This is a genomic window from Bacillus sp. AG4(2022), assembly GCF_031844465.1.
Classification (GTDB): Bacteria; Bacillota; Bacilli; order Bacillales; family Cytobacillaceae; genus Bacillus_AB; species Bacillus_AB infantis.
Genome location: NZ_JAUZVH010000007.1, coordinates 254,684 through 267,333 on the forward strand (window position 1 = coordinate 254,684; position 12,650 = coordinate 267,333).

Annotated in this window: 13 protein-coding genes; 1 reads left to right on the forward strand and 12 read right to left on the reverse strand. The window is 46.6% G+C overall.

Annotation, left to right across the window (positions count from 1 at the left end):
- Window positions 1-52: 52 nt before the first annotated feature.
- From Q9R36_RS19625 to Q9R36_RS19660, 8 genes are all read right to left on the reverse strand, one after another.
- A complete protein-coding gene (locus Q9R36_RS19625) occupies window positions 53-1,768 on the reverse strand; it encodes an ABC transporter ATP-binding protein (RefSeq protein ID WP_009795596.1) in 1,716 nt (571 codons plus the stop codon).
- Between the two features lie 87 nt (window positions 1,769-1,855).
- Entirely contained in the window at window positions 1,856-3,379 is a 1,524-nt protein-coding gene (locus Q9R36_RS19630) for a gluzincin family metallopeptidase (protein WP_022544053.1), read from the reverse strand.
- 156 nt (window positions 3,380-3,535) lie between these two features.
- Window positions 3,536-3,874 carry a nuclear transport factor 2 family protein gene (locus Q9R36_RS19635; RefSeq protein WP_129612564.1) on the reverse strand — a complete coding sequence of 113 codons (339 nt, stop codon included), beginning with the start codon at window positions 3,872-3,874 and terminating at the stop codon, window positions 3,536-3,538.
- 20 nt (window positions 3,875-3,894) lie between these two features.
- Window positions 3,895-4,359: an STAS domain-containing protein gene (locus Q9R36_RS19640; protein ID WP_094768944.1), complete on the reverse strand. Its 465-nt coding sequence runs from the start codon at window positions 4,357-4,359 to the stop codon at window positions 3,895-3,897.
- Window positions 4,360-4,401: 42 nt separating this feature from the next.
- Window positions 4,402-5,070 carry an SOS response-associated peptidase gene (locus tag Q9R36_RS19645; protein WP_311225764.1) on the reverse strand — a complete coding sequence of 223 codons (669 nt, stop codon included), beginning with the start codon at window positions 5,068-5,070 and terminating at the stop codon, window positions 4,402-4,404.
- A 457-nt stretch (window positions 5,071-5,527) separates the two neighbouring features.
- Window positions 5,528-6,391 carry a manganese catalase gene (locus Q9R36_RS19650; RefSeq protein ID WP_009795588.1) on the reverse strand — a complete coding sequence of 288 codons (864 nt, stop codon included), beginning with the start codon at window positions 6,389-6,391 and terminating at the stop codon, window positions 5,528-5,530.
- Between the two features lie 150 nt (window positions 6,392-6,541).
- Complete coding sequence (gene cdaS, locus Q9R36_RS19655; RefSeq protein WP_009795587.1) at window positions 6,542-7,150, reverse strand: sporulation-specific diadenylate cyclase CdaS; 609 nt, start codon at window positions 7,148-7,150, stop codon at window positions 6,542-6,544.
- Between the two features lie 18 nt (window positions 7,151-7,168).
- A complete protein-coding gene (locus Q9R36_RS19660; protein ID WP_009795586.1) occupies window positions 7,169-7,978 on the reverse strand; it encodes an MBL fold metallo-hydrolase in 810 nt (269 codons plus the stop codon).
- Window positions 7,979-8,101: 123 nt separating this feature from the next.
- On the opposite strand from Q9R36_RS19660, the gene Q9R36_RS19665 reads away from it, so the two are divergent.
- Window positions 8,102-8,710 carry a methyltransferase domain-containing protein gene (locus Q9R36_RS19665; protein WP_009795585.1) on the forward strand — a complete coding sequence of 203 codons (609 nt, stop codon included), beginning with the start codon at window positions 8,102-8,104 and terminating at the stop codon, window positions 8,708-8,710.
- 98 nt (window positions 8,711-8,808) lie between these two features.
- Here the strand turns inward: Q9R36_RS19665 and Q9R36_RS19670 are convergent, their stop codons facing one another.
- From Q9R36_RS19670 to Q9R36_RS19685, 4 genes are all read right to left on the reverse strand, one after another.
- Window positions 8,809-9,816 carry a YeiH family protein gene (locus tag Q9R36_RS19670; RefSeq protein ID WP_035403395.1) on the reverse strand — a complete coding sequence of 336 codons (1,008 nt, stop codon included), beginning with the start codon at window positions 9,814-9,816 and terminating at the stop codon, window positions 8,809-8,811.
- Between the two features lie 267 nt (window positions 9,817-10,083).
- A complete protein-coding gene (locus Q9R36_RS19675; protein ID WP_009795583.1) occupies window positions 10,084-11,079 on the reverse strand; it encodes an aliphatic sulfonate ABC transporter substrate-binding protein in 996 nt (331 codons plus the stop codon).
- Between the two features lie 11 nt (window positions 11,080-11,090).
- The gene (locus Q9R36_RS19680) at window positions 11,091-11,852 is read right to left on the reverse strand and encodes an ABC transporter permease (protein WP_094768947.1); all 762 of its coding nucleotides are present in this window, start codon (window positions 11,850-11,852) and stop codon (window positions 11,091-11,093) included.
- Entirely contained in the window at window positions 11,836-12,624 is a 789-nt protein-coding gene (locus Q9R36_RS19685; protein ID WP_009795581.1) for an ABC transporter ATP-binding protein, read from the reverse strand. Before Q9R36_RS19685 ends, Q9R36_RS19680 begins: the two co-directional genes overlap by 17 nt.
- Window positions 12,625-12,650: the final 26 nt, after the last annotated feature.

Sequence of the window (12,650 nt, forward strand, 5' to 3'; positions counted from 1 at the left end):
AAAAGAAGCAGCCGGCTATGCGCTTGGCTGCTTCTTTTTTATGAAGATCTGATTACTGCTGGTACTGAACCTGATGAAGGCCGGCGAAAATGCCGCCTTTCGCGAGCAGTTCATCGTGCCCTCCCTGCTCCGCAATCCCGTCTTCTGTCACAACAACGATCCGGTCTGCATTGCGGATGGTTGCCAAACGGTGTGCGATTACGAGCGTCGTCCGATTTTGTGCAAGCTCTGAAAGGGCCTTCTGAATGATCATTTCCGTTTCAGTATCAAGGGCCGATGTGGCTTCGTCCAAAATCAGGATTGGCGGATTCTTCAGGAACATCCTTGCTATCGCAATCCTTTGCTTTTGCCCGCCGGATAATTTGAGTCCCCGTTCGCCGATCTGAGTTTCATACCCGTCAGGCAGGGAATGGATAAATCCTTCCAGATGGGCACGCTTGGCGGCTGACCGGATCTGCTCCTCAGATGCATCCAGCATGCCATAAGCGATATTCTCCTTTAAAGTTCCGGTGAAGAGAAATACATCCTGCTGGACGATCCCGATCTGCTTCCGCAAGGATGATTGGGTCATATCCCGGATATCCATGCCGTCAATGGTGATGCTTCCTCCATTCACATCATAAAATCTCGGGATCAGCGAGCAAATGGTTGTTTTCCCCGCCCCTGAAGGCCCGACAAAAGCCACCGTTTCCCCTGCCCTAATGGTAAGGTCGATGTCTTTCAGCACCTGTTTGCTGTCATCATAGCTGAACGAAACATTGTCCAAAGCGATATTCCCCTTAAGGGAAGCCACTTCAATAGCGTCGGGAGCATCCTTTATTTCCGGTTCTGTATCCAGGAGTTCCATGAACCGCTTGAATCCTGCCATCCCTTTCGGATAAAGCTCCATCAGGGCACTGATTTTATCAATCGGCTTGAAAAGGACATTCACATACAGAACAAATCCGACGAGCTCGCCATATGACAGCTGGTTTTGGTAGCTAAGCCATGCCCCGAGAACAAGGACGATAAGCACCATCATCCTTGTCATCATATAAATGCCTGATGAGCTGTAGGACATGATTTTATATGCGGCAAGCTTTGCTTTACGGAATTTCCGGTTATTGACAGAGAAGCGGGAGATTTCAAAGTCTTCGTTGGTGAATGACTGGACAACGCGGACTCCGGAGACACTGTCCTCTACCCTGGCATTGACATCAGCTATGTCGCTGTACATCTGCTTCCAGGCTTTGTTCATCCTGATATTGCAGAAAGTGATCAGCCATACGAGGAATGGCACGATCAGGATCGTTACGAGAGCAAGCTTCACATTGATGGTCAGCATGATCCAGAAGGCCCCGACAAAGGTCATGATGGCAATGAACAGATCCTCCGGCCCATGATGGGCAAGCTCGCCGATATCGAAAAGGTCATTCGTTATCCGGCTCATAATATGCCCTGTTTTGGTGTTGTCAAAAAATCGGAAAGACTGCCTTTGGACATGTGTGAACAGCTGATGGCGCATATCTGTTTCAATGTTGATGCCCAGCTTATGGCCCCAGTAATTGACGATATACTGCAGGAAAGTGCTCGCTATATATAAAGCCAGCAGACCTGCACTGACTGAAACTATCATCGACCAGTTGCCGCTTGGCAGGAGCTTATCGATAAACCATTGTACAGCAAGGGGGAAGGCAAGCTCCAGAAGGGCGACTATGACGGCCGAACTGAAATCGAGCGTAAATAGTTTTTTATGAGGTATATAATATGAAAAAAAGCGTTTTAGCATCTTTCTTTTTCTCCTTTTCGTGGTGCATCTTCAAATACAGCATGCTGCGGAGCAGGATCTGCCAGCGCCGCAGCATTGCGCAATCTATTATGATCTCATGAATTTCAAAGAAAATTCTTCCCCGCTTATCCTTTTGAACAGTTCCCCGAACTTCAGACTGCCTGAGGGCCTGATGACTTCATTCAGAAGGAAGCTGCCGAAAGCTTCAGGGTCTGCGAGCAGGCCATTTCCATGCTTCTTTTCAAAAACCCCCTTAAGCATTTCACAAGTCACATCGCCCATGAAATAATTGTGAAGATAAATCGGATGGGTAGTGTAATGAATCGTGAAAGCCCATGGCGGCTCATCACCAAACGGCTCCTCCTGCAGCACTTCCCTGTGGTTCTTCCAGTAAAGCTGATACACGTCATCCAGTGAAGAGGCTTCATTGAGATAAAAGCTGTGATCAAAAAAGATCCGGCTGATGGCTCGCAGCGAGTTTGTCTTCCGGTATTCCTTCAGCCTGGAAAATTGCTCTGCCGCGCCATCAGACCCGCTGAAAAAGCTCCCGGAAAACTGCGGGCTGTAAAGAAATCCCTGAAATAGGTTGGCAATCCCTTCACTGATGATCCCGCTCACGCCTGTATTCAATATCAATTCCTCCGGATCCAGCAGAAAGGAATGGACGGCATGGCCTGTTTCATGGAGAAGCACACCATACTCATGAAATTTATTTTTCACATTAGCCAGTATCCGTGAATCCTTTGCCGTTTCAATCGGGAAGTTATAGCCCCATTCCGATTTGTTTTTTCTCGGAAAAATGTCATACGTAATATTATAGCTGCTAATATCAAACCCGAATAGAGAAAATAATTTATTGATATTCCCGAAATAATCGGACATATCCACTTCCTGATTCAGCAGAGGGGCAATCTTTGCATCGATATACTGCTCATCCCAGGGCAGGATCCTGTCTTCATGGAGGAACTGCTCTGCAAATCCGGCCCTCGCCTTCTCCATGGCAGGCAGGGACTGATGGAGCTCAGGGAGCCAATTGCTGAAGATGTCTTCGTCCAATTCATTCATCTCAAGCTGATGCGCTATGTAATTGGCTGATCCATATTCTTTGGCATACGTTTTCCTCAGGCTGATAAGATCGAGGAATCCTGCATCAATCATGGGCTGGTTGATCTGATTTTTGGCAAAGAAAGCCTCCCTTCTCCTGTTCTTATCCTCATCCCGGCTCATTACCTGGCCAAGTTCAACAGAGGAAACCTCCTTGCCCTGAAAGGTGTATCGAAACTGGTTCAACAACTTGGACAGGTCACTGACTTTCCCCTGGATTTCCTCATCCAGTTCATTCAGCGACTGTGACAAATGGTAAGGTTTGAATAGATTGTCAACCAGCTGCAGTTTTCTTTTGTTCAGTGGGTCCTGCTCTGTTTCCAGTGCTTCCCTCACCAATTCATAGCTTTTCTCATTCTTCAGAAGGCTGGTTATTTTCTGGTACTGGTCTTTTAGGCCGAAATCGTATCCGGCAGTATATTGTGTCCAAAGGAGACGCCCGTACTGCGTCTGTGCATCATGCACTTCACTGTATATTCCTTCAATCTCTTCCATATGCTGTCCCAAGCTGATTCCCCCATTTTTTATTTCTATAATCGAAATACATTGAATCTATTATATAAAAAGAATATTCTGCCAGCAAGAAGGATTTTTGCAGCTTGGAGCTTTTATTGTGCCTTTCACAGGAAAAGCGGCGTGGTTCCACGCCGCTTTACAAGGTGATCATAAAACAAACCATACCTTTTTGATCCTGCCAGCTTCCGCCTCGTACATGGCAACTGCTTCTGTTTCTTCTCCGCTTGCCCTTCCCTTCACACTCTCATGGTCGATGCAGATGCTGCCTTTTATTATTCTGGATAAAAGGACTGCCTTCTGGCGGGGATTGCTTTCAAACAATCTCTTATACACTTTGCGCATTTCCTCTTTTCCTGCATAAAGCAGTTCCTGTGAAGGAAAGCTGCGGATTTCAACATCTTCACTATACACTTCAAGGAATTCTTCAAGATTCTGGCGATTATAGGCTTCAAGCTGCCTTTTTGCTAATTGCTCCACTATAGCCATCCTTACTCCCCCATTTTCTATCAGTTATCAGATGCTGAGAAGGAAAGTCCCTTTTTTTTCATCAGATATTTCAGAGCTGCCTGGAAATCAGAAAAAGTTTCTGCCTGAAGATTGATGCCAGTCAGAACAACCTCACGGATAAGAACCGGGGAAAGTCCGACAAAGTAAGGTTCAACCCCCATGAGGCGCACCGACTTTGTCAGCTGATCGATTTCAATGCCCAGCTCTGACAGGCTCATCTGCTCGATCCGGTCGATTGTAATATCCGTAAAATCGATAATAGCCGTTTCCACTTCATTTTTCTGGATATACTGCATGATCTTCCCCCGGATTTTCTCAAACCTTTCAGCAACCAGCAAACCTGTTATCGGAACAAGGATTGTACTGGGAATAATGGATGGAATGATCGGTGCAGACATCAGCGATATTACTTCTTCATATTCCTTTACCTTTTCTTCAAGCATTCTTATGTATTCTTTCGTCATTGTTACTCTTCACCAATCCTCAATTTATTTAAAGTTGCACTTTTATTGGCTGTTGAGCGGCGATATCAGCTCAGCCAGCTCATTCTTGGGTGAATTCACAAGCGTTGATACCGGATAAGATTCCATTTCCTCCGCAGGATAAGGTACAAGAAGCTCTTTGAGTTTCCCAAGGTCTTTTTCTCTGGGATTCAGCCATGTATCATAATCACTGCTTTTCAGGATGACAGGCATCCGGTCATGAACTTCTTCTGTTACGCTGTTTGGTTCGGTTGTAATGATCGTGCAGGAGAAAACAGGTGCATCCGGCCCTTCCCATCTTTCCCACAGCCCGGCAAAGGCAAAAGGCTTGCCCTCCTTCAAAATGAAACGGTAAGGCTGCTTCCCATCCGCCGTTTTCTTCCATTCGTAAAATCCATCAGCCAGAATCAGGCAGCGCCTTTGTTTGAATGCATCCCTGAAGCTTGGTTTGCTTTCAATCCCTTCTGAACGGGCATTGATCATTTTATAGCCGATTTTCGGATCTTTCGCCCGGAATGGTATAAGCCCCCATCGCAATTCAGCAGCTTTCCTTCCGCCTTTTCCAGCAGCTACTGCCAGGATATTTTGGCTTGGAGCAATATTGTATCTTGGTGATATTTCCCCTTCGAAGGAAAAATTGAATTGTGACTGAAGCTCATGTATTCCTTCTGTTAAAGTAAACCTGCCGCACAAAAAGATCATCCCGCTTTCTGTCTGGATTTCCTTCTGCCCAGGAAACTGCTCAAGGGCAAGCAAAAGCAGCGGAGGAAGATCCCCCGCTGAAAAGGAAGGTGTTAATGGGTACTAGTGGTTAGTGGTTACTGTATCATATGCTCGTATGCTTTGTCCGTATAGACAGGTTGTCTGGTTTATATGCACATTTTTAATGTGTACCTAATATCTATTTAACCAGATATAAGGCAGTTAGTCCTAATATTTTGTTTATAAAGCTGCCAAATATTCAAAAATAGCCCTTCCAGGCCTCTTGGAGATTTGGCAGCAGCAATCGGATCGGCAAAGAGTCTTTCTATCATACCAGTGTTATGTAAGCCCTTCTTTGTAAAGCAGCTTGCTTTACTAAGAAGGACCATTATTTATATTGAGGCATTGGGCCTTATTTTAATCGCATTCGAAGGTTCTCCGGTGTCCTTCAGCACATGCTTGGTGGAATATTTGCTGGATTCGCTTTAAGCGCAGCCGGCGGTGTGTCGTGTATATATGGAGGTGCCGGCTTCAGCTTCGGCGCCTTGCCAAACGGCTGAGGGTTTTCCACATAATTAAAGGTTCCCTGGCAATCCATGCTGACACCCTGCGCCCAGCGGCCTTCAGCGCTCTGATTTCCTTGGGAGAAATTAAACAGCGTATAGCTGACCTGGCGCTTTTCCAATTCTTTCGGGAAAGAAACAGGAACTACGATTCCGCCTTCAGCAGCTTCTAATTCCTTAATAGCTGCTATCCATTGGTTCTGGTGCATCGTATCCCTGGCAATCAGGAATGACAGCATATCCTTTACGCCTCTGTCGTTTGTAGTCTCATACAGCCTTACAGCCTGAAGACGTCCCTGCGACTCCGCATTCAGGTTGGCCCTGAAATCGGCGAGAAGATTTCCGCTCGCTATGATATAATCTGCTGTCCACCTGTTGCCTACACTGTCTGCCGGCATTGCCCCCAAGCCTGAGACGATGGCATGCTGAGGATTCATTCCGCCAAGGATGGCCGCCATGATTGGATCCTTGGCTGCATCTTCCAGATCACCAACAGGAGCACCATCAAGCAAACGGGCAATCATCGTTGCGAGCATTTCAATATGGGCTAGTTCTTCTGTGCCCGTATCCATTAGCAAGTCTTTATATTTTCCATTTCCTCTCACACTCCAGCCTTGAAAGAGATATTGAAGTGCTACAGAAATTTCACCGAATTGCCCCCCCAATACTTCCTGAAGCTTTTTAGCAAATAGGGGATCCGGCCGATCCGGCTTTGCCTGATACTGAAGCTCTTTAATATGATAAAACATAAATACCCTCCTCAAATTCCCTCTATATATCTGGAATTGTACATTCCGTGATATCAGCCCTTATATATTTATGGAATAATCAGCCAATATTGCACGTACAATGGTAATTACCCATCAAATTGGGCTGAAAAAAACTGACCCCTATTGGAATCAGTTTTTTATACTGTATAATTTTCCTTTCACCGAGAAGGAAATCCGGCCGGTTTCCTCAGAAACAACAATGACCAAAGCGTCTGTCTGTGCAGACAGCCCCATGGCAGCACGGTGCCTCGTTCCGACCTTCTTGCCTTGAAGCTCCGTATCCGCCACAGGAAGGATATTGCCTGCTGAAATGATCTTATCCTTTTCAATCAGCATGGCACCGTCATGAAGCGGGTTGCCCGGATAGAAGATCGTTTCAATCAAAATCGGGCTGACATTGGCCGTAACCGGGACGCCATTATGGAGGAATGCTGCAAGCGATTCTTCCCGCTGCACGACAATAAGGGCTCCATGCCTTTTCTCTGACAGCCTTTGGGCAGCAAGCGAAATGCCGGCATACTCTTTGCTGAACGGAGAGAGGAAGGTCTGGAGATAATAGGTTGAAGCCAGGTTCTGGGCATCTGCTACGAGCTTTTGCAGCTTTTCGAACTCTGTCAGTATACAGCAGTCCAGCTCTTTCATCGTAGTCTCGACCGTCCCCAGCTGTCCTTCTATATCGCGGAAATAGCGGGCAAGGTCACTTCTATAATGCTTTTCGCTATATTTCACGCTATCCATCCTTTTAACAGTTCTGTGTTAATGAACATATTTCCCCTGCTTGGGCACCACAAACGTTTCATGACCTTTTGTAAGCTTTTCCAGCCCTTCCGTGAGTTCTTTTCCATAAAATGGCTGACCGTGCCCCGTTAATGCCGCTTTCGGATTAAGAGCAGCCAGCTTGCGGATCGATTGTCCTGCGGTGTCCCAATCAGGTGTAAAATATGCCGGCGGCCCATGTATCTCCTTAGCCTGGCTCATTACAGCCATCAGTGACTCCTGCTTAACAGTAATAAAGGCATCGCCTGCAAGCAGAACACCGTCGTCATCCCGGAAAAAAGATACATGCCCGGGAGTATGGCCCGGGGTATGTATCCACCTCCATCCCGGGAGACCGGGCAGGGAAGCATCCTCAGGGAGTTCCTTAGCGCTCTCCCCGATATCGATCGGCCTTCTGGGATATAAAGGCGATATCAGGGCCATTAATCCTCTCCCGACAGCAGGGTCTGCCGGCGGATAGGTTTCTTTTCCTGTCAGATACGGAAGCTCAGCTCTGTGTGCATAGACGGGAACATCCCATTTAGAAAGTATTGCCCTCAACCCGCCTATATGATCAAAATGAGCGTGTGTCATCAGGACGGCAAGAGGCCTGGATTCCCTCCCGAACATCTTCTCTGCAAACCTGATGATGAAACCGCCGGATAAAGGCACGCCTGCATCGACAAGAATCCAATCTCTCCCTTTAGGGCCCAGCCCTGTTAAAAAAGCGATATTCGCAATTGCCGTTCTATAAACGTATACATTTTCTGCAATCCTGTGTTTCTCGACATATGTTTTTTGCTGTTCCATTTCGTGCCTCCTACTGAAGAATTATTCTTACTATCCCCGTTTTTTTGTTTTTTTTCGATAGAAAGGTTTAACAGGCAGCCGGATGTGGTTTATATATAAATATTCTTTCTAGAGGTGAACCCCATGTTCAATATACTTGCAAGACAATTTGAAAACCCTAAGGGAATGCTCGGCAAGCTGGCAGGCAAAATTATGTACAGCGAAAATCGGACCATCAACAGCTGGACGGCCAAGAAGCTTAATATTAAGAACAAGGACCGCATCCTTGAAGTCGGATACGGTCCCGGTTATTGCATAAAATATATTATGAACCGATTCCGCTGTGTCTATATCGATGGAGTTGATCTCTCACCAGACATGGCAGCATCTGCGGAAAAGAGGAATAATGAATGGATAGATGAAGGAAGGGTCAGGCTGTTTACAGGAGATATACACAGCATTGCATCAGACCTGGACACCTATCATAAAATTGTTTCAATAAACAATTATCCCCTTTGGACTAAACCAAGGGAAACCCTGGGCATGCTTTATGAAATTACGGAGGCCGGCGGAGAAATTGCCATAACTGTACAGCCGCGCGAGAAAGATGCTGACACCCTTATTACAAAAAATCTGGCAAAAGTCATTGAAGCAGATCTGGCCTCTGCAGGCTACGAAGAAATACAGGCATCCTTTAAGGATGTGCAGCCTGTACTGGCTGTATGTGTGACCGCCAAAAAAGGCAGGCAATAAAAACGGCTGAAATCAAACTTCGATCGCAAGAATAAGCATACTGAAAAATGGAGCTCCTTCAGTGAAGGGCTCCATTTTTTCATTTCTTATATTTAGAATCACAGAATCAGCCAATAGACCAGCCCAAAGCTGATGAGCGATACCGCAGCCGATGCAAATAGTCCTGTAAGCAGCGGCATTACGCCGAGTTTGGCAAACTGTTTAAGGTCTGTCTGCAGGCCGACAGCCGCCATGACCATTATAATGACAAACTTTGAAATGCTGCTCAGCAGATCTTGGACTGCAGCTGGAAATGCTCCGAATGAATTGAGCATGCTGACAGCCAGAAACCAGACGATGAACCAGGGAAAGGCTTTTTTGAAAGAACCTGCCCGGCTGCTTTTATCTGCCGTTCCCATCAGGATAGGGAGGATGAGTATCAGCGGCAGAAGGAATATTGTCCTTCCCAGCTTGACCGTGGTCGCAACTTCCCCTGCTTCATTTCCATAAACATATCCGACTGCAATTGCAGAGGAGGTATCATGGACTGCCGTACCTGCCCATATTCCGAAAGCCTGCTCGTTCATATGAAATACATGACCGATGATCGGATATAGAAAAAAGGCAATCAGGTTGAAAAAAACGATTGTCGAGATGGCGTATGCGGTTTCATCGTCCTTTGCCCCCAGGAGACCTTTTACAGCTGAAATGGCCGTTGCTCCGCAAATGCTTGCCCCCACCCCGATCAATAGTGATAAGGTCTTACCAAGCTTCAGAAAATGCCCGAACCAAAGTGTCAGAAGTATGCCTGAGCAAACAGATACAAAAATAATGAGCAGGGATTGCCTCCCTATTTCAAAAATATCAAAAATATTCAGCCCGGCCCCGAGCAATACGACTGCGGCTTTGAGAAGCCTTTTAACCGTCAGTGTAAGCCCCTGTTCAAAAACCGGGTTTATGCCTGCTGTGTTGCGAAGGGCAGCCCCTATCAGGATGGCAAATAATATTCCGCCGACCAAAGGAAAAATGCCGCCCAGAAATTTTGCCGCTGCTGCAATCGCAATAGCCAAAATGACCCCCGGCAACCATTGCGGAAGCCTGGCGGCCGCTTGCTGTAGCCGTTCCATCTTTCTCTCACTACTCCCTGATGATAAGGCAAATTTATAGCTTCTATAAAACTGCTCTTCTCTTATTTTGTTAAAATCCACAAATAATCTTAACATAAAAGGACTCTTAGTAAAATCTGCAGGAATAGCAAGAAAATTCCGATAAAAAAGCATCAGGCCCGAAAGCCTGATGCTCCTTTTATCGGTAAATATTTTTCCGGGTTTCAAGCATACTTCGTCGATATCCAAGTCGCGTCCTTGGCGCTCGATAATCTCCCTCAGCTTTTCTTAGTTGATAAATTCCTTATCAATAAAGTTCGAGAAATCAGGTTTCTCTTTCAGGAACTTTAATGCATAAGAAGAGTCTGCAAATGCCTGGACTGTATCCTCATCCACTTCATAAGTAAAGCCAATGCGTTCCCAGGCTTTGTCTACAACTGACTTTTCCAGCTCCTGGCCAGTAACCTCTTTAATATCCTTGATTGTGATTTCCTTTGCCTGCTCTGGATTCTCTGTAATATATTTCACAGCATCCTTGTGGGCTTCGACAATCTTTTGGATAACTTCAGGATTATCTTCAATTGCTTTTCCTGATGTTACCATGACAGACGCCGGCAGGGTTTCCCCGAAAGCAACTTCATCCCAGCCGATGACAACATTAGCATCGGTTTCTTCTTCAATTACTGCAGCCCATGGTTCAGGAGCAACCGCTACATCAATCTTGCCGGATTTCAGCATATTGGCATATTGTGCCGGATTTCCAGTCAGGTGTTTCATTGTTCCGCCGATCCTTTCGGATGTGATGCCGGACTCTTCCAGGTAAGTTTCGTATTGAACATCATGTGTACATCCGACTGCAGGCGTAATATACGTTTTCCCCGCAAAATCAGCTGCTGTCTTGATGCCGCTGTCTTTACTTGCCAGAACAACTGTGCCGCCTGTAGAAGCTCCGGCAATCAGCTTAACATCTGCTCCAGTAGAATAATTATTCATCGCAGGTCCGGGACCGACCAGACCGGCATCCAAATCACCTGTTTTGAGCGCAGTCATAAACTGGCCACCATCCGCAAAAGTCTTATATTCGATCGTTGTTCCATCTCCAAGGCGCTTCTGGAAGAAGCCCTGGTCCTTTGCAACCATCGCAGGCACATGGTTGATATTCGGGAAGTAGCCGATAACGATTTTTTCTTTAGAGCCCGAGCTGTTTTCTGAGGATCCGCAGCCTGAGAGGATCCCAGCAGCTGTCAATAATGACGCCATGAAGATAAAGGCTTTCTTTTTCATTTTATTTCCCCCTATTTGTTATTTTCAAGTCCCCATCTTTCAAGTACCGATTTTTCAATACGCTGGAAAATCAGCTGGTCCACAATGGAACCAATGACCCCGATAATAATCATGACGGCGATTACAAGGCTCATGTCCCCGAAATCAGAAGCATATCTCAGCGTATACCCGAGTCCCGGACCCGTGCTGAGCAGTTCCCCTGCCATCAATGCACGCCATGCGAATGCCCATGCAAGCCTTGCCCCTGTCACGACATATGGGATTGAGGCTGGGAAGATGACTCTTGTGAACAAGTCGATCCCTGAGGAGCCCATTGTCTGTGCCGCACGAATGAACAATGGTGAAACATTCTTGATTCCGACCCTCATATTCAGGGTCATGACAAAAGTGCCGCCAAGAATGACAACAAAGATGACAGACACTTCATTTAAGCCGAACCACATGATCGCAAGCGGCAGCCAGACGATGCTCGGTACGCTTTGGAGCGCAAGGATGACGGTGCCCAGTGTTTCATCGGCCGTCTTTGATTTGGCAAGCAGAATCCCGAGGGCCGAGCCCAGCACTAGACTGATGCCAAGGCCAATAAGCAGTCTCCTGAAGCTGGCCGCAAGATCATAAAGAAGTGTTTTATCACTGATTCCTGTCACGAGTGATTGGAACACATCAGTCGGCGATGGAAGGATGGTCGGCAGCCACAGGCCCATCCTTGAGCCCAGCTCCCATAAGCCAATGACGATTGCAAAGAAGATGATTCGTTTAATTGCTGGTTTCATTGGCTAATTCCTCGCTTACGACTTTATCGATTTCCTTTTTTAGATAGCTCATAATATGATCTTCTATTTCAAGCATTTCCTTTTTATATTGGTCTCTTGGCCGGGGGAGATCCACCGTGATGTCCTGGAGGATCGTTCCCGGCTTGGTGCCCATCACTATGATGCGGTCAGAGAGCTTAATAGATTCGGAGATGCTGTGGGTCACAAAGAGAATCGTTTTCTTTGTCTCCATCCAGATCTTTTCAAGCTGCTGGTGAAGCCTTGATCTTGTTTGTTCATCTAGGGCCCCAAAGGGTTCATCCATGAGCAGGATCTCAGGATTCATGGCCAGGGCCCGCGCAATTGAGACCCTTTGCTGCATGCCGCCGGACAGTTCATGCGGATAATGGCCGGGATATTTGCCGAGCTGAACCATCTGCAGATATCTGAGTGCTGTCTCCTTAGCCGCACTCTTTGACATTTCCTTTTTCAACGGGAATGTCACATTTTCCAGTACATTCAGCCATGGAAATAATGCGGCCTGCTGGAAAACCATCCCCCTGTCCCTGCCCGGCTTTGTCACCTTCTGCTGATCGATCAGGACACTGCCGCTCGTCGCTGAGGTAAGGCCTGCCACAATATTCAGAAGTGTTGATTTACCGCAGCCGGAAGGACCGAGGATCGATATAAACTGGCCTTTTTCAATGCTCAGGTTTATATCCTTCAGCACATCTGCGGCCATGCCGTTTTTATCAAAATACTGTTTATTTACAGATTGAACATCAATAAACACAGAAAACCACCTATTCTAAGAAATCT

What these genes read in the sequence shown, in the direction of transcription:
- Q9R36_RS19680 (WP_094768947.1), bottom strand. Translation starts at nt 11,852, where the DNA reads ATGAAACCAGCAATTAAACGAATCATCTTCTTTGCAATCGTCATTGGC.
- Q9R36_RS19660 (WP_009795586.1), bottom strand. Translation starts at nt 7,978, where the DNA reads ATGGAACAGCAAAAAACATATGTCGAGAAACACAGGATTGCAGAAAAT.
- Q9R36_RS19665 (WP_009795585.1), top strand. Translation starts at nt 8,102, where the DNA reads ATGTTCAATATACTTGCAAGACAATTTGAAAACCCTAAGGGAATGCTC.
- Q9R36_RS19650 (WP_009795588.1), bottom strand. Translation starts at nt 6,391, where the DNA reads ATGTTTTATCATATTAAAGAGCTTCAGTATCAGGCAAAGCCGGATCGG.
- Q9R36_RS19640 (WP_094768944.1), bottom strand. Translation starts at nt 4,359, where the DNA reads ATGACGAAAGAATACATAAGAATGCTTGAAGAAAAGGTAAAGGAATAT.
- Q9R36_RS19635 (WP_129612564.1), bottom strand. Translation starts at nt 3,874, where the DNA reads ATGGCTATAGTGGAGCAATTAGCAAAAAGGCAGCTTGAAGCCTATAAT.
- Q9R36_RS19675 (WP_009795583.1), bottom strand. Translation starts at nt 11,079, where the DNA reads ATGAAAAAGAAAGCCTTTATCTTCATGGCGTCATTATTGACAGCTGCT.
- Q9R36_RS19625 (WP_009795596.1), bottom strand. Translation starts at nt 1,768, where the DNA reads ATGCTAAAACGCTTTTTTTCATATTATATACCTCATAAAAAACTATTT.
- cdaS (WP_009795587.1), bottom strand. Translation starts at nt 7,150, where the DNA reads ATGGATAGCGTGAAATATAGCGAAAAGCATTATAGAAGTGACCTTGCC.
- Q9R36_RS19670 (WP_035403395.1), bottom strand. Translation starts at nt 9,816, where the DNA reads ATGGAACGGCTACAGCAAGCGGCCGCCAGGCTTCCGCAATGGTTGCCG.